This window comes from Caldisphaera sp. (assembly GCF_046536515.1).
Taxonomy (GTDB): domain Archaea; phylum Thermoproteota; class Thermoprotei_A; order Sulfolobales; family Acidilobaceae; genus Caldisphaera.
The window spans coordinates 1-17158 of sequence record NZ_JAWDMQ010000008.1 but is presented as its reverse complement, the minus strand read 5'-3'; the positions used below and the strand labels follow the sequence as shown (position 1 = coordinate 17158).

Genomic DNA, 17158 nt, shown 5'->3' with positions numbered 1-17158 from the left:
TATGAAATCTTTTGAGATAAATGTAGAAGATATTAAAAAACACAAATGGCAGGATATAGGAGATTCTCCTACTACTAAATATTACACTGATTGGAGTCAATATGATAAGATACTGAATAAAAAAGGAGAACAAAATTTTGAAAAACCAAAAGGCGTGTTTGATTTTATAGCAGGTTCTTGTGGAAATACAAGAAAAGCATATGAACCTAAACTTATTAAACCAGAAGAAAGCAAGCTCGCTTCTTATCATTTTTACAATTTAAAAGAAATAAATGAGATTGACCTAGACTCAGGAATATACAAAATTTCGTTTTGCAATCCAATAAGTGAAACTTGGGTTTCACAACATCTAATAGTTAATATAAAAGAAAACTCTAATGTTTCTCTTTTAATTTATGAAACAAGAAATTCTCCAGGCAGCACTGCCATAGAAATTAATGCTAATAAAAATTCTAAGTCAAATCTTGCAATATTTCTTGATCCTGAAATTAAATATCCAACAGCCTATTTAATAAGAAAAGCTATATATAAACAGGCCAGCATGAATTCAATGACATTTTCAACACCAACTTTAATGAATAGAATTGAAGAGAAGGTCGTGATGTTTGATAATTCTTTTTTCAATCACAGATCTTTAACATTATCTTATAATAATTCAAGAGTTGACAATATAATAGATACAATACAAGTTGGAAATAGTTCAAATAGCGATGTTTCAGGTTTAGGGTTTGCATTTGACTCTTCTCTATCATCAGTTAGAGGCACCGATATAATAACTTATGATGGTAGAAAAAGTAAATCCAATTTTGTAGTTGAATCTATAATATTGGGAGAGTCAGCAAGAGCATATACTATGCCTATGATGAAAATTGAAACCGGAGATGTCATATCAGCAACTCACAAATCAGCTCAATACAGAGTCAGCGATGAAATACTATTTTATCTACAATCGAGAGGATTGACATATGATGAAATAGTCTCATTGTTAGTTTATGAAAAGAGCTTAAACATGGCTAATCACCTAGAAAATATTAAAGAAATAGCTCAGGAATTTATAAAGCAAAAATTAGATAAGATATTTAAAAAAGCAATTTTAAACTAAGATTTTAACATTGCTCTTAATAATGTAAAGCTAGATATTAATAAAAACAAAATAAATACAATATCCGATACCCATTATTTTTCACCACCCATAGTTTGGAAGCCTCACACTTTAGCTGAAGTTTATTAAATTCAATATTGTTAAGAATTAAGAAGCTTATAAATTTTTGATACGATTCTTATTTTGAAGTTATGACATGGCAAGTCTAATAGATTATGAGCCATATGCTACCCTAAGCGATTGGGTGGCTCTGATAAGTCATGCAGTCCCCCTTAGGGGTATTTAATCTGTTAGAGAAACTATAATGAGGTCAGAACTTCCAACCTTCAGGACCTGGAGCCATCTGCCAAATATTTATTATAAATACCTGGATAAGTTTTTATTAATATTTCATTTAATTCCATCACGTTAACTATCTTTTGATCAGGAGAAAATAAAAACAGATTCTCTTCTTCTAATTGATAAGAGTTCTTATATATAATTTCTCTTAAGAATTGCTTAGGTATTCCAGTAGAATTACTTATTCTATTGATTTGATTTAGTGCTTGATTAACTGTGATGTATGGATCATATCCAGATGCAAAAGAGATGTTATAATTTGGCCAGAAAAATGCACTGCTATTTATATATCCAGAAATTAAATTTGATCCTATAATAGTTTTATTTACTATTATTGGACTTCCATTAGCTTTATTCTTGAATAATAGGCTAACTTCTCTAATCATTATTGGATAAACTAAACCCAATAATATCAAGCAAAATACGAAAATCGCTATAGGAATCAAAATATACTGTTTTATCATCATTTAACACCCAACAAAATGGCCAATAACATATCGATTAACTTTATAGCTACAAATGGCAATAAAGCTCCCCCTATTCCATATATTAGAAAATTCTTTATAAATGTCTTCCTTGGGTTTTCTGGCTTATACCTAACACCTCTTAAAGCCAAAGGAATTAAAGCTGGAATTATGATAGCATTAAAAATCATTGTTGCTAGAATTGCAGTTTCTGGGGTTGTTAAATGAAGTATATTCAAATAACCCATCTTTGGATTATTTAATATTAATATCATGGGTAGTATTGTAAAATATTTTGAAATATCGTTTGCAATACTAAATGTTGTTATGGCTCCTCTTGTAACTAATAGCTGCTTGCTGAGCTCTATAATTTTTACAACTCTTGAAGGATTTGAATCTAAATCTATCATATTAGCAGCTTCTTTTGCAGCCCTTGTTCCAGAATTCATAGCTATACCTACATCAGCCTTTGCCAATGCAGGCGCATCGTTAGTTCCATCACCCATAGCTATAACAATATGCCCTTTCTTTTGTTCTTCTTCAACTTTATTCAATTTATCTATAGGCTTAGCCTGAGATATAACACGATCTATCCCTGCTTCATTGGCTATTACTTTAGCTGTTATAGGATTATCTCCAGTAACCATTATAGGAGTTATTCCCATAACTTTTAAGTCTGATATTACTTGGTTTATACCTGTTTTAATTCTATCTTTCAATACTATAATTCCAACAGCTTTAGTGTTGATTAATAAGAGTAATGGCGTTTCTCCTTTTTCTCCAATATCTTTAACGAGGCTCTCTATTTCTTGTTTGCTTATATTGTCAACATGAGGAAGAAGAGCATCAACTGAGCCTTTTAATATTTTAATGCTTTCACCCTTTATAGCATACTCTTTAAAAATTTCCATAAACTTTGTACAAATCATTTCATCTTTAATATATTCAATTATTTTATTTGGATTTGAAATTTCAATACCAGAATATCTGTTCTTTATGTTAAACTCTATAGGTTTAGACATTAAAGTTATATCAATAATTTTTTCCGGAATTTTAATTTTCATAGATTCAATTAAATCTATAATTGATTTACCTTCTCTGGTATTATCATTAAATGAAGACAGATAAGAAGTTATGGCAACACATTTTTCATCAAAATTATCTAGAGGTATAAATTCTATTGCAGCTCTATTTCCTTCAGTTATGGTACCAGTTTTATCAAGTAATATTATATCGGCATCACTAGCAGCTTCTATTGCTTTGCCTGATTTTGCAATAATATTGTCTCTTGTGAGTCTAGATATACCTGCTATTCCAATAGCAGGCAAAAGCCCCCCTACTGTCGTAGGCATTAATGCAACCAATAATGCAATTATTAATGCAATATTAACATAAGTATAATTTAACGATTTTAAAATATAATAAAGAGAGCCTACAACAATTAAGAATATTAAAGACAATCCCGACAGCAAAATGTTTAAAGATATCTCGCTTTGAGATTTTGGTCTTTTCGCTTGTGATACTAACGAAATCATTTTATCAACAAAGCTTCTTCCTCTCTCAGATGTTATCTCTACTTTAATTTCTCCTTCAATTACTTTAGTTCCTCCTATAACATGATCTCCTTTATTCTTATAAACCGGTTCAGACTCTCCTGTTATCATAGATTCATCTATATATGCAGATCCATCGATTATAAATCCATCCGATGGTACAATTTCACCTTTTTTAATTATGACCCTATCTCCTTGTCTAAGAGAGTTCGATTTAACGTCTACATAATGTTCATTTGTAATTTTATGTGCTATAATTTCTTTTTCAAATATTTTTAGAGAATCGACCCTTGCTTTAGCTTCATATTCTGAAAATGCCTCAGAAAAAGTAGAAAACCACGCAGCAAAAAATAATGTAAGAGAAACGGCCAGATAGAAGTTAGTTTCATTTTTAGGAATTTGGCCTGGTATTACTAATATAATTAATGTAATAATAAAACCTAGCATAACTACAAACATTACTGGATTTTCTTTTGCTAAATATACCGGATTTAGCTTGTATATTGAATCTATGAAAATTTTTTTAAAATTATATTTTTCATGGAATCTAATAGATTCTACCATTAGCATCACCATGAAAACGGACCTATTATTACAAATGGAATAAATGTAAGAACAGCTAACAAGAATATCATAAAATCTAAAAGCAATAAGAAGAGTATTCCTTGCGTAGGTAAAGGTTCTATACTAGATTTTCTATCCTTAACAGAAAATGATTGAGATATAGCCAGCATTAAACCTAGTGGCAAATAACGACCTAAAAACATAACTAGCGCAGTAGATATATTAAAGAAAAATGTATTACCTAAGTTCCCTAAGTAAGAAGAACCATTATTAGCTGCAGCAGATGTAAATTCATATAATATTTCTGTATATGTATAAGAATTAATGCTACCTAAGACATGTAAAGCGTATCCTGCAGTTAAGGCAATAGCAGTTGGTAACAATATTATTAAAGGATGTGTCAAAAATACTAAAACAGATAGCTTAACTTCTTTTGGCGATATCTTCATACCAATAAATTCTGGCATTTTCCCCACCATAAGGCCTAATATGAACAAAGTTAATATAACATATATTATCAAGTACATAAAACCAATTCCAATAGAACCTGGTATTGATTGTATAAACATAGAAAATAATAATGCTATAATAGCGCTAGAAGACATAGAAAATAATAATGCATCAATAGCTCCAGTATTTGTAAGCATTGATATACTGTTAAATAGAATTCCTGAATTGTTTCCAAAACGGTAACTTATTATACCTATTGGCTTAAATGCCTCTGACAATACTATAATAACTATCATTCCAACTAATATTGATCCAAGCAACGTATAACCTCTTTTCTTCCCTAAAACATTGCCAAAAGCTAATGGAATGGCTAACGGAAAAACAAGCATTAAAAACATTTCAAAGAAATTAGATAGGTTTGATGGATCTTCAAAGGGGTTTATTGAGTTGGAACCATAAAAACCCCCTCCATTATTTCCCAAAAGTTTGATACTTTCTAAAGAGGCAACAGGACCAGTATAGATAACATGATGGCCTATAAAACTAGTGTTATAATAAGGTGAAAATGTTTGAGGAATTCCAAGAAATACAAGGATTATAGATGCTATAATAGATGTAGGCAATATTAAAAAAATTAGTGATCTTATAAAATCTACATAGAAATTTCCAATATTACTGCTTTTCCTAAGAAAACCTCTTATAAAAGCCAATGTTGATGCAAGCCCAGTTGTTGGTCCTATAAACATTGTGGTTATTATAACAAGCATTTGAGAAGTCAATGATAAACTTAATTCACCAACATAATGTTGAAGATTTGTGTTGGTAACGAATGACACAGCGATATTAAATGCTAAATCAAAGTTTAAGCCATGGTATTTAGGCCCGATAAAAGACAATTTATTCTGAAACATTAAAAAAAAGGTGTCAAAAACAATAAATATTGAATTTAAAATCATTAAAGATGTAAAATATTGTTTATAATTCATTGAAATATTTCTATCTATACCTAATATTTTAAATAAAGCGCTTTCTATTTTGTTTAAATATTTATTCGGTAATTCTTTTTCATACTTTATGAAATAAGAAATCGGTTTACTAATAATATATGAAAACATTATTGAGAGAGCCATAATTACAACTGTCTGTAAAATAAAACTTAACATAAAACCACCTATGCTTGATAGATTGATTTGTCTGAGCTAATTTGCCATTTGGTATGATAGTTCATTTTTTCTCAGAAGATATTAGATGCGAAAAGGTATTAAAAAATTTTAGATAAATTTATACTATTATGTCCATTTATATTGTTTAAGAGCTTCCTTCACTCTTTCGCCATTTTGAGCAACTTCATTGAGCCTAATTTCATAATAGTTATTACCTTCTGTATCAATAGTAATAATTAATGGCCCAAATTCTTCAACCCTAAATACCCACATAGCTTCTGGAACTCCTAGTTTGTCCAACCAGTAAACGTCTTTAACTTCCTTGATTTTTTCCGCAGCAAGAGCCCCAGCACCTCCTGTAAAAACTGCATAAACTGCATTGAACTTTTTCATAGCTTCAGCTGTTTTTTTACCCATTCCACCTTTTCCTACCACCATTTTAATTCCTGTCTTTTCAATAAACTCATGTTCCACACTTTCCATTCTCATACTTGTTGTAGGTCCAGCAGCAACAATTTGCCATTTATTGTCTTTCTTAATAGCAACGGGTCCACAATGATATAAAACTAACCCTTTTAAATCAATAGGTAGTTTTTCTCCTTTTTCTAAAAGCTCTAAAGCAGTTTCGTGAGCCTCATCCCTAGCAGTTACCATTATACCTGATATGTATACTATGTCTCCTATCTTTAATTTTTTCAAAACATCGTCAGTTAAGGGTGTTGATAAATGATATTCACTTACCATTTCATATCACCTCACTATAGTGCAACCAGTTCCATTATATAGCAAGTGTTTGCTTGTCATTTCCCATGAACCATCGCTGCGTATAATTGCTGAAGCTCTTCTTGTTGCCCAACAACTTGTGACTATGCCAATTGCAAAAGATGCAGGATGCCTATATGCATAATCAACTTTAACATCTAGTGCTGTTAATTGTCCCCCGAAGCCATGCGGTCCTAATTCTAGCTTATTTATTTCATTTAATAGATCTAATTCCATTTTAGCTAAATTTGGATCTGGATTTCTTTCTCCTATAGGTCTTAGCAAAGATTTTTTTGCCAATGTCATAGCTATATCACCGCCAGCTGCTATTGATATACCTACAATCAGTGGCGGACAAGGTAAGGGACCAAATTTTACAATTGTATCAATAACTCCTCTTTTTAGTTTATCAAAACCTTCTATAGGTTCACTCATTATTAGAGTTGAAGGAAATTCACTACCTCCTCCTTTTGTCATAAACCAGACTTTTAAATTATCTCCTTCTACAATATCAAGGTGCATCCAAGGTATGTATCTTCCTGTATTGTCTCCACTATTCTTTTTATAAAACGGATCAACGGCATTTGGCCTTAAATAGCCATCTTTTGTTACCTTTCTAAGAGCTTCTGAAGCTGCCTTATAGATCTTAGCTCTTATTGGAAAATCTTCTCCCATCTCTATAAAAAAGTATGGAGTGCCTGTGTCTTGGCAGATAGGAACTTTTTTATTACAAGCAATTTCTATATCTTGTAAAATTGCTTCTAATTGTTTCCTGGCTCCTTGATTTGTTTCCTTTTCATATGCTTTTTTTAAACCATCATATACATCGACTGGTATACTTGTTGAAGCCGTTTTTATCATTTCATAAAATATACCAACTAGACTCTCTTCCGTTATACCCAAAATACTTCACCAATCTTAATTTTGTTTTTGAGAATTATATTTTTGAATACAATGTATGTTAATAATTTTTTATAATGCGTATTTAAATTTAATTGTTTTTATATAAAAAGTTATTTATTATTTCAGATATCTTTGGAGCGGAATCTATTATTTCTAAGGGTTCTATGTCTTCATTTTTCAAATCTTCAATTACATTTAAAATATCAGTTTTTAATAAGTCCTTGCAAGAATAAACTCTAAATCCTTTCCTGTTCATCATAACTTTAGCATTCTCCATATGTTCAAAATGATTATCTATAAAAAGAAATATGGTCTTTTTCCTTAATACGTTAGATTCTATTATACTTCCATAACCTGCTAAACTTATTATTATTCCTGCATTTTTTATCAAACTTGAAGGGTTTGAATTGAAATACTTATCTGAACCAATTATCTTTACATCATATTTTTCTTTTATTTTTTCTTTTATTTTTTCTGCAACATCTATTCCAGCGTTCGTACCGCCTATGTTAATTAATACATAATCTCCTTGTGAATTAGAATAACCATCAAAACTGCTAGTAAATGATGGTCCTAAATTTAGGAACCCATCATCTTTATCCCAAAGGCTTAAATTAATCGCTAATGAAAATTTTTGTTTTATTCTGTCCCTTAGCCCATTATTTAACCTTGAAAATAAAAATCTTTCAAGGTATCCTTTACCATTATAGCTTATCTTAGTAAAGTCCGTTATAAATATTGATCTCTCCTTAGGGATATCAATAAACATGAATTCCCAAAACTCATCTGCAACTATTAAATCATAATCATCAAAGTCTACATTAGACTTAATAAGATTAGCGTTATTTTTTACAGCTTTATATAGTTTATAAGAGTTATAAGTGTCTATTTTTACTTTACAATTTTTTATCATACTGTTTATATAATCTCCTAAATTTTTTAAATCATCAGAAATTCCTACGTATCTTTCCTTTTTCTCTTTAATAAACCTTAAGGCATTTCCTGATGTAAGCCAATATATTTGATTTTTTATAAAACTGCTTATATGATAATCTCTTGTTATGTGTCCTAGTCCAATGCTTGAAGATGCATACAATATCTTCATTTATAGCCTCTTTTTATTTTGGATTAAAAGCTTTTAGATTTTTGTATTATTTATTACGTTAATGCTTTTATGAATGCATACAAATTTTATATGTTATGTATTACATGATTAGAATTTGTTTAATAACTCATATAAAATCCAGTATAATATTGTATCATTTATACAAAAGATATGATTTAAAAAAACTAAAGATAGCTTTACAAATGAAGGGCATGCTTTGCACTTTAGGGTAAAGATGAAATCAGTAAATATTATAAGGTAAGTTTTTTAAGATTGTTTACATTATTATTTTGTTGAGGGCCCGTAGTCCAGTTTGGCAGGATGCGGGGTATGCAATAGCACCCGAATCGGGTCCCTGTGGTCGGGGGTTCAAATCCCCCCGGGCCCATTAATTAAATCATTATTTAAACCAAATTTGTTAACACAATATCAAATATCTATTTTATAAAAAATTTTTTATAAAAGCCGTGGCCGGGCTTTGAACCCGGGACCTCTGCCTTACCAGGGCAGCGCTCCACCAGGCTGAGCTACCACGGCCCATTTATTAGGAATTCTGGAAAGATTAAAATGGATTTTGCTAATTTTATTAAATTTTATAAATTTATTATTTAATCTTTGATAAAATATCAATACTCTTATACCTTACATCTTCACCTCTTTTTATCCAATATATTGAAGCTATTAAGCCAAGTCCTTGGAAGCCCATACCATATATAGCAAATCCCCATAATGGGAAAGAAGAGGTTAAGTAAATTGAAATCGTATATGTAGTCATAGCTATTCCCCTGACTATGCCAATATAAAATGCCCTATTTGATGTGGGAAAGAGTATTGGTTCGTATATTGTTCTTACAAACCAAGTCATAGTTATGGAAAACAAATTAATGAAAGTTAAAGAGTAAAATAAATACAATGATTTAAAATTAAATAACGTATAAGCCAGTATTGGCAAAAAGCTAATTGTTGCAGCTAAAAACGAAATAAATGTATATTTTCTCATATCTATTTTATCTATTATCAATCCGGTTAAAAAACCGGCAAAGCTAGCCCCAAGATTAGCCCATAAAATTACCGCTATAAGAGAAACCCCTTTAAAGTAAAAATCTGCCAAAACAAAAGCCATTAGAGACCAAGTTAAATAATTCGCTAAACTCCAAATTGTTAAAAATAAAAATCTATTTCTTAATTTTATGTTAGATGTTGAAAATTTTTCTTTAATGCTTAGTTCTTGGTTTAAAGCAATTTTATTCGCTTCTTTTTCTGCATCTCTAATTTTTCCTTTTGTAGTTAGCCATCTAATAGATTCCGGCATTAAAAGCCTCAATATTATAGCAATTATTAGCCCAATAATAGCCATAATAGCTATAGATATGCCCATTATTATAAATGAATTTTTCATGAAATAGATAGATAAAGCTATAATAGCTGCTATAGCTGCTCCTACATTTTCAAAATTAGGTGATAAGACTAATATTTTTTCCCTATATTTAATGGGCGTTGATTCTGCCAACAGGGCCAGTCCTATGGGAACTTCTCCTTCTACTCCAAACATTGAGATCCCATAACCTAATAGAAATACTATCATTTGCATTAATCCTTTTATGAATAATAAGTCTAAAACAATTATTAAACTACCAAAACCGTAAAGACCCATAGTTATTATATAAGCTTTTTTCCTACCTATTATTTTATCCGATATCCTTGTTAATAACAAATCTCCTAACAATGGAATAGCTGCTATGACAATTAAGTAGTATATGTTTTGATAAGTTGGGAAAAATGCATAACCCAAGGTATTAATAATTCCCCATAAAAAGAAACCTATAGATGTTGAGAAAAAAATATACCAATGAGTTTTATTCCATTTTGCTAAATCAATTTTTCTAATCAAATTTTCTGCCATTATATCACCTTGGAGAACAGTTGTTCTCAAAATATTTAAATTTTTCATATAAGCCATTTATAAATTCTTACTAATATGATAAAAAGAACGACAAACCCCTTTTAGGTGCGGAATAAAGTTTTTTAAGTTTAGAAACTTAAAATTGAGACAGTTGCTAAAGGGCTATGCGTTACTGAAACATGAGGTACGCCTCTACCCCAACTAACAAGTGTAATAAAATATAACTCCAAGCCGATCAACTGTTAAAACATGAGGAGCGGGAGCCGATTTCTCCCGCAATATCGGCTTGGGGGATAATAGAGTAGCACCCGTAAAAGGGGTGTAACCCTTGAGACCTCAAGAAACCCTTCAGGGCGGGGAGGAAATCAGATGTCTGTATTAATATTCGTGAGCTATTTAGAACATAGATTAGAAAACTATACTTTAGTTGGAAGTAACAGCTGAGGATTAGTTTAGATTTATTGCCAGATTCATGAAATAAACTATTATATAAACCAAAGATTATTAATTAATAAAAATTAAAAAGATAAACAACAAACTACAATTTGCTTTGTTTGAATATTGCCATTTGTATTGATAGAATAACAAAAGGTATTTCAAAATAATATGCTACATTATGGGCCCGGCCGGAGTCGAACCGGCGACCTCCGCCGCGTCAGGGCGGCGTCCTAACCAAACTAGACTACGGGCCCTCAAGTCTATATTTATTGTTACCCTTTAAAATCATTTCTTCCATAAATATATAATAGTTTTGTTTTTTATATAATAAATTGATGAAAATGATAGCAGTTACTTTGGATTTACAAATGAAAGCCTTGCCATTTAGGGCGGAGATGGATAGAAAAGCTTATAAGGGCTATTTCCTTATTAGTTATCTTGTGGTAAGTAGTGGTAAAACTTAGATGCCCTAGGTGTGGGTATGTATGGGACTATAAGGGCAAAAAGCAATATTATGCAACGTGCCCAAATTGTATGAGAAAAGTCAATATAGCTAAATACAAGGTTGAGTAACTATGTCTATGGGCAATGAGGGTTTACTAACCTTAACAGTTAATGTAAAGGTTAGCCCTGAGCCCGATTTACATAAAAAATTGATAGATTTAATGAAAAGGTATAGGGAAGCCCTCAACTATTCTATAAAAGTTATAATAGAGAATAAAGCAATAAGCCTTGGAAAAGCCCATAGACTTTTATACAAAGTTCTTAAGGAAAAATATGGCTTGCCCTCTAAAATTGCTCAGGATTGTTATAGAGAGGCTATTGCTATAGCTAAGTCTTGGCTTAGGAATCTCGACAAGGGCAAGATACCCATAGTTAGGAGTTTAAGGATTTGGTTAACATATGAGCAGGGCTATAGAATTAAAGGTGATTATGTAGAGCTATTGGGAGGCTATAGGCTTAAAATTATTGGCTTGGATAGGAGATATAATAGCTACCAAAACAAAGAGGCTAGGTTGTTACTTAAAGATGGTAAGTTTATTCTTAAGATATCTAAGCGTGTGCCTGAGCCAGCTAAGTATAGCCCTAGTGGAGTCTTAGCTGTTGATGTTAATGAAAGACAAATAGTTGTAGGTAACTCTCACGATGAACTAAGGCTTAATACAAATATTGAGAGAGCTCTGCATTATAAACAATTAGCTGAAAACCTTCAGAAAAGGCACTCTTCTTCCAAATATAATGCTTGGCTTAGGAGAAGAGGTATTAAGAGGAGAATAAAAAGCTTTCACAGGAAGGCTAGGAACATTATAGAGGATTGGGCGAAGAAGATATCCCATACAATTGCATCGCTAGCAAAACAACGTCAACATGCTGTTGCCAGAGAAGACTTGACAAACTTAGTAGAGGCTCTTAGGAAACTACCCAAGGAGCACAAAGTCTCTTTGCTCATTCTAAGCTATAGAAGACTAGAGCATTGGATAGATTGGCAATGTGAAAAGCAGGGAGTGCCTATAGCTGTTATCAATCCTAAAGGCACATCATCAATATGCCCAATATGTGGTTCAAAGCTTGTAGAGGTTGGTTATAGGAAGCTGAAGTGTAATAAATGCGGTTTTGAGGCTAATAGGGATACAATAGCAGTAATAAACATTGAAAAGAAAGCATACAAAAAGATGGGGGGATCTCTGATCACCCCGACTGCCCCTCAGATGACAGATGTAATCCCAAACAGATGAGGGGAACCCTCGCCCTTCAGGGCGGAGAGGAGGTCAGAGGATGAACATGTTTTTATTCAAAATATAAATAATTATCTAAAGAGTTATAAAAATAATCTATATGATAAACAAACCTTGTCTAAAATTAGTAAAATACTTTTTATCTTAAACAATTTTGTAAGTAAATGCCATCATAAAAAGGAGGAAAAATTTATTTTCCCATATCTAATAAACAAAGGAGGAGAAGAAGCTTCTCTAGCAAATGAAATGATAAATCAACACAGGATGATTGAAAACCTAGAAAATCAGTTAGAAAGCAATTTAAATATAAAGTCGTTACAAAAAATTAATCAAATTCTTACAGACTTAGTCATGATTTTAGATTCTCATATACAAGAAGAAAATAGTGTTGTTTTTGCATATGCTGAAATTTCTATTGATGAATTTGAAAAAGAAATAGTTTTAAAGAAAATAGATTATTTTGAAAAAGAAAATAGCGAATTATGTAATAAAGATAAATACCTAAAAATTCTAAATGAACTTTAAAGAACCTATCATAATAAAATCTTTAAATTAATAATAAATTATTTTATTTAATAAATTATTTTATTTATATCATATATAGAAAGAAAAGATATATATTTAATTTATATTAAATGTATAGGGGGAGGAATATGGAATATAAATGGAAGGCATTGTCTGTAACAAGTGTAGGATCATTAATGTCAGCAATAGATAGCACTGTAGTATTGCTTGCTTTAGTTCCAATAACACAAGATCTTCATGCTGATTATATTACTATAGTTTGGGTAGTTATTGCTTACTTATTAGCAAGTACCAGTTTAGTATTAAGCCTAGGAAGAATGGGTGATATGTATGGAAGAAAAAAGATATATAATTTAGGCTTTATAGTTTTTACTATAGGTTCCTTATTAGCTGCTTTATCTTTAAATGGAATCCAACTGGTAATTTATAGAGCTATAGAAGGTATAGGATCAGCTATGATGATAGCTAATTCTTTAGCAATAATATCAACTGCTTTTCCAATTAATGAAAGAGGTAAGGCTTTCGGAATAAATTCAATAGTTTGGGCAACTGGAAACATCTTGGGCATAGTTTTAGGAGGCTTCATAATAACGTATACTAGTTGGAGATGGATATTTTTAATCAATATTCCTATTGGCATATTCGGCACAGTATGGGCATGGAAGACGTTAAAAGAAACTAAAGCTACCAACACAAAAGAATCATTTGATATATCAGCAGCTATAGCATTTACTTTAGGAATATTATTAATACAATTAGGAGTCACAGATGGTTTATTATATGGTTGGAACAGTTTATCCTCTATAGCTTCGTTTGCATTGTCTCCATTTCCATTTATTTTCTTTGTTATATGGGAAACAAAATATGCCAAAGATCCAATAATAGATATTAAGCTGTTCTTTGGAAACAAGATGTTTAGCACTTCCACGATAACGGCTGTACTTCAAAGTCTAGCAATGTTTGCAGTTAATTTTCTATTATTATTCTATTTAGAAGGCATATTTGGATTAAGTGTTTTGACAGCTTCATATCTAATAATACCAATGGCATTAGTTAATGCGATTATAGGTCCAATAGGTGGTAGGTTAACTGATAAATATGGACCTAGGATTATAAGTACATTAGGTTTAGCATTTCAATCAGTTGCCATATTAATGCTTAGTTTTATGAATTCATCCACACCTCTTTGGTATGTAGCATTTACAGAAGGTATTTTCGGCATAGGAGGAGGACTATTTTGGCCATCTAATACAAGCGCAGTTATGTCAGGAGCCCCAAAGGGTAAATATGGTGCAGCCTCAGGCATATTATCAACATTTAGAAATACGGGTATGATATTAAGCTTTGCAGTAGCATTATCTGCAATAGCAAGCAAGCTACCACCACAAATAGTTTATCAATTATTTGTAGGTACATTAAGCAGTAAGCTAGACATTAACACTGCAGCTACCTATTTATCAGCACAATCATATGCCTATCACATTTCCTTTGGATTGCTAGTTTTGTCCATAGTATTATCATTAATGAGGCCTAGTAAATCTAAAATTCAAAATATAGAAGAAAATATAAAAACGCAACAAAAAATACCAGTACAGTAATTAATTTAAACTTAATTTAAACTTTAATGAATCTGTTGACCATCTTTACTATAGTGTATTATTTGTGTTGGGCAGCTCTGTGAAGCAGCGTCTACGCAATCTTGCAATTCATCACCTACTGTACCTTCGCTTCTTGATCCTTGTTCTTTTTTATCTGCATCAGCTCTCCATTTATTAACAATTTCAGCCTTACCATCTATTTCATTCATTTGAAATACATCTGGACAGAGACTAACACAAACCATGTCTGCTATGCAATTTTCCCTTGGTTCTATCCAAACTTTTATAGCCATTCTTTTCACCAATTTTATTATATTTTTATAAGTTTTAAATTTTAGTAAATACTAATACTTATCTTTTAGGGATTTATTTATTAATATAATTAAAACATATATATATATTAATAATTCTTATTATTAAATTTTTATTTAAATTATTTTAAACGATAAGATATTTATTTTTGAAGAAAATATTTTTATTGGTGTTGCTATGAATATAGGGTTTGCAAGGGTTTTAATGAGCAAGTCAATAAGAGTATTTTTATTTAGTATTGTCTCTATTTTAACGCCCTTCTATCTGAAATATTTGGGATTTTCATCCTTCCTTATAGGTATATCTATATTTATTATTGTTTTAGGAAATGTAATTCAAAACATATTTTTAACTTGGTTTAGAAGTAAAATAAACTTAAAAACATACCTTCTAATAGTTAGTTTGTTCTTATCTTTATCAGGATTTATTCTGTTCTTTTTTTCTTCTATATTCTTAATATTTTTAGCATTATTCTTAGGAAACATAAGCACAACTGGAACAGAAACTGGCCCTTTCCAATCAATTGAAACCGGTATACTGCCCGATCTTGTTGATAAGAGCTTTGTAAACAGAGCTTATGGTATTTATAATTTCTTAGGTTACACCTTTTCCTCTTTAGGGGCTTTAGCATCTTCAATACCAGCTTATTTTAATTATGCTATTTTCTCATTCAAGATTTTGTATTTAGTTTATGGAATAGGTGGATTAATAATTTTTGTAAATTATATTAAGTTTAATTACAAAGAAGACATAAGCAACAGAATTTCAATAAAGGAATTTGATAAAAAGGCTAAAAGAGACCTTATCCTTATCACGGCCTTATTTTCGGCAGACGCTTTAGGAGGCGGATTTATAGTACAATCTATTATAGCTTATTGGTTTAATGTAAAATACGGAGTTTCATTAAAATTACTAGGTCCATTGTTTATGGCAGTAAACATAATTACAGCCATTTCTTTGCTATTAGCACCTCTTATAGCAGAAAAATTAGGTAATCTCAAAACAATGGTCATAACTCATTTAATATCAAATATATTTTTAATATTAATTCCAGTATTTTCATCATTTTGGATTAGCGCCATGTTTTTATTGCTAAGACAAAGTATGTCTCAAATGGATATACCAACAAGGCAAGCTTTTGTTACTGAAATATTTAAAAGAGATTATAGAGTTTCATTCAATTCCATATCTAATACCTTTAGAAGTATTTCTTCTTTAGTTGGATCTCCTATTGATGGCATAGCTTTAGAAAATGGTTTATTGACATTACCATTCTTTGCAGGTGGCTTTATTAAAATTTTCTATGATATTTCTATATTTTACTTTTATCATAATAGAACAAAATAATTATTTGTATCTTTCAGTTTCTTTTATACTCTCTTCATTTAAATTCTTAAAGTAATTGTTATATATTTCTTTTATAAAAGATATTTCATCTTCTTTTAATTCCAATCCATCAATTTTAATGTAATTATCTATTTCTAATTTAGATGTTATGTTTGGTAAAACTGATGAAACATTTTTATTTGATAACACAAAGAGTATGGCTATCTCATATAGCATATAATTTTTCAGTCTTTCTTTTAATTTTTCTGCACCAATTAATCCCCTTTTAATCCAATTTGTATCTTTAAACCTTCTATGCAAACTACTGTTATAATCTATTGGCCATTTCGTCTCATCTAATACGTCACTAGCATGAGGCACCCTGATAAAATGATCTATACTTTTATGCTCCAAAAAATTTTCTCCTGGAAATCTTTCTATAATGTTATATATATGTTCTAAACTTTTGTAACCGATTTCTATAGCCTTTAATCCCTCTTCTTTCCAACCTAATGTTGGTCCTAAAGAAATTCCATAGCTTAATATTTTCCCTTCGTTTTTTAGGTCCTTTAATAATCCAAATATTTTTTCATTATTTATTATATTAATTGTTGGATTGTGAAGCATTAATATATCAATATAGCTTGTTTTTAATCTATTTAGTGAATCGTTTATAGCTTTATCTAAATAATCTAGGTCAAACCTTCTTTTATTTGTTGATAAATCATATCCAACTTTGGTTAATATTACTACGTTATCTCTATTATTTTTAAAAATGCTTAGCAATTCCTCACCTTTTCCTTTTCCATAAATGTCTGCTGTATCAAAAAAATTTATCCCTTTTTCATATGCATATTTCAATATTTTTTCTGGATCTTCTTTGACTCCCCATTCATTAGAGACTAGGGACCATAA

At 30.6% G+C, this 17158-nt stretch carries 15 protein-coding genes and 3 tRNA genes; 7 read left to right on the top strand and 11 right to left on the bottom strand.

Features of this window, described 5'->3' with window-relative positions; all coding sequences use genetic code 11:
• Position 1: 1 nt before the first annotated feature.
• Entirely contained in the window at positions 2-1102 is a 1101-nt protein-coding gene (locus RXO53_RS02335; RefSeq protein ID WP_410712661.1) for a SufB/SufD family protein, read from the top strand.
• A gap of 326 nt (positions 1103-1428) precedes the next feature.
• Here the strand turns inward: RXO53_RS02335 and RXO53_RS02330 are convergent, their stop codons facing one another.
• The 6 genes from RXO53_RS02330 to RXO53_RS02305 form a co-directional block, all read right to left on the bottom strand.
• Entirely contained in the window at positions 1429-1905 is a 477-nt protein-coding gene (locus RXO53_RS02330; RefSeq protein WP_410712660.1) for a potassium-transporting ATPase subunit C, read from the bottom strand.
• Positions 1905-4022: a potassium-transporting ATPase subunit KdpB gene (gene kdpB, locus RXO53_RS02325; protein WP_410712659.1), complete on the bottom strand. Its 2118-nt coding sequence runs from the start codon at positions 4020-4022 to the stop codon at positions 1905-1907. Before kdpB ends, RXO53_RS02330 begins: the two co-directional genes overlap by 1 nt.
• Positions 4023-4027: 5 nt before the next feature.
• Complete coding sequence (locus tag RXO53_RS02320; protein ID WP_410712658.1) at positions 4028-5635, bottom strand: potassium-transporting ATPase subunit KdpA; 1608 nt, start codon at positions 5633-5635, stop codon at positions 4028-4030.
• 126 nt (positions 5636-5761) lie between these two features.
• Positions 5762-6379, bottom strand: a complete 618-nt coding sequence (locus tag RXO53_RS02315) for a FumA C-terminus/TtdB family hydratase beta subunit (protein WP_410712657.1) — start codon at positions 6377-6379, stop codon at positions 5762-5764.
• A gap of 6 nt (positions 6380-6385) precedes the next feature.
• Positions 6386-7300 carry a fumarate hydratase gene (locus RXO53_RS02310; protein ID WP_410712656.1) on the bottom strand — a complete coding sequence of 305 codons (915 nt, stop codon included), beginning with the start codon at positions 7298-7300 and terminating at the stop codon, positions 6386-6388.
• An 88-nt stretch (positions 7301-7388) separates the two neighbouring features.
• Positions 7389-8405: a glycosyltransferase gene (locus RXO53_RS02305; protein ID WP_410712655.1), complete on the bottom strand. Its 1017-nt coding sequence runs from the start codon at positions 8403-8405 to the stop codon at positions 7389-7391.
• A 297-nt stretch (positions 8406-8702) separates the two neighbouring features.
• Here RXO53_RS02305 and RXO53_RS02300 point away from each other — a divergent pair.
• A tRNA-Pro gene (locus RXO53_RS02300) sits at positions 8703-8793 on the top strand.
• Between the two features lie 75 nt (positions 8794-8868).
• On the opposite strand, the gene RXO53_RS02295 is transcribed toward RXO53_RS02300, so the two are convergent.
• The 3 genes from RXO53_RS02295 to RXO53_RS02285 all read right to left on the bottom strand — a co-directional run bounded on the left by RXO53_RS02295 (position 8869) and on the right by RXO53_RS02285 (position 11000).
• A tRNA-Thr gene (locus RXO53_RS02295) sits at positions 8869-8942 on the bottom strand.
• A 67-nt stretch (positions 8943-9009) separates the two neighbouring features.
• The gene (locus RXO53_RS02290; RefSeq protein WP_410712654.1) at positions 9010-10308 is read right to left on the bottom strand and encodes an MFS transporter; all 1299 of its coding nucleotides are present in this window, start codon (positions 10306-10308) and stop codon (positions 9010-9012) included.
• 617 nt (positions 10309-10925) lie between these two features.
• A tRNA-Val gene (locus RXO53_RS02285) sits at positions 10926-11000 on the bottom strand.
• 196 nt (positions 11001-11196) lie between these two features.
• Between RXO53_RS02285 and RXO53_RS02280 the strand changes: the two genes are divergently transcribed.
• From RXO53_RS02280 to RXO53_RS02265, 4 genes are all read left to right on the top strand, one after another.
• The gene (locus RXO53_RS02280; RefSeq protein ID WP_410712653.1) at positions 11197-11319 is read left to right on the top strand and encodes a hypothetical protein; all 123 of its coding nucleotides are present in this window, start codon (positions 11197-11199) and stop codon (positions 11317-11319) included.
• A 2-nt stretch (positions 11320-11321) separates the two neighbouring features.
• Positions 11322-12482, top strand: coding sequence for an RNA-guided endonuclease TnpB family protein (locus RXO53_RS02275; protein WP_410712652.1), 1161 nt, complete (start codon positions 11322-11324; stop codon positions 12480-12482).
• Between the two features lie 54 nt (positions 12483-12536).
• Complete coding sequence (locus RXO53_RS02270) at positions 12537-13007, top strand: hemerythrin domain-containing protein (RefSeq protein WP_410712681.1); 471 nt, start codon at positions 12537-12539, stop codon at positions 13005-13007.
• Positions 13008-13135: 128 nt separating this feature from the next.
• Positions 13136-14605: an MFS transporter gene (locus tag RXO53_RS02265; RefSeq protein WP_410712651.1), complete on the top strand. Its 1470-nt coding sequence runs from the start codon at positions 13136-13138 to the stop codon at positions 14603-14605.
• 23 nt (positions 14606-14628) lie between these two features.
• Here the strand turns inward: RXO53_RS02265 and RXO53_RS02260 are convergent, their stop codons facing one another.
• Entirely contained in the window at positions 14629-14898 is a 270-nt protein-coding gene (locus RXO53_RS02260; protein ID WP_410712650.1) for a ferredoxin, read from the bottom strand.
• 196 nt (positions 14899-15094) lie between these two features.
• On the opposite strand from RXO53_RS02260, the gene RXO53_RS02255 reads away from it, so the two are divergent.
• Entirely contained in the window at positions 15095-16264 is a 1170-nt protein-coding gene (locus RXO53_RS02255) for an MFS transporter (RefSeq protein ID WP_410712649.1), read from the top strand.
• On the opposite strand, the gene RXO53_RS02250 is transcribed toward RXO53_RS02255, so the two are convergent.
• The coding region (locus tag RXO53_RS02250) for an aldo/keto reductase (protein ID WP_410712648.1) at positions 16265-17158 on the bottom strand (894 nt) is incomplete at its 5' end. It abuts the gene before it with no gap.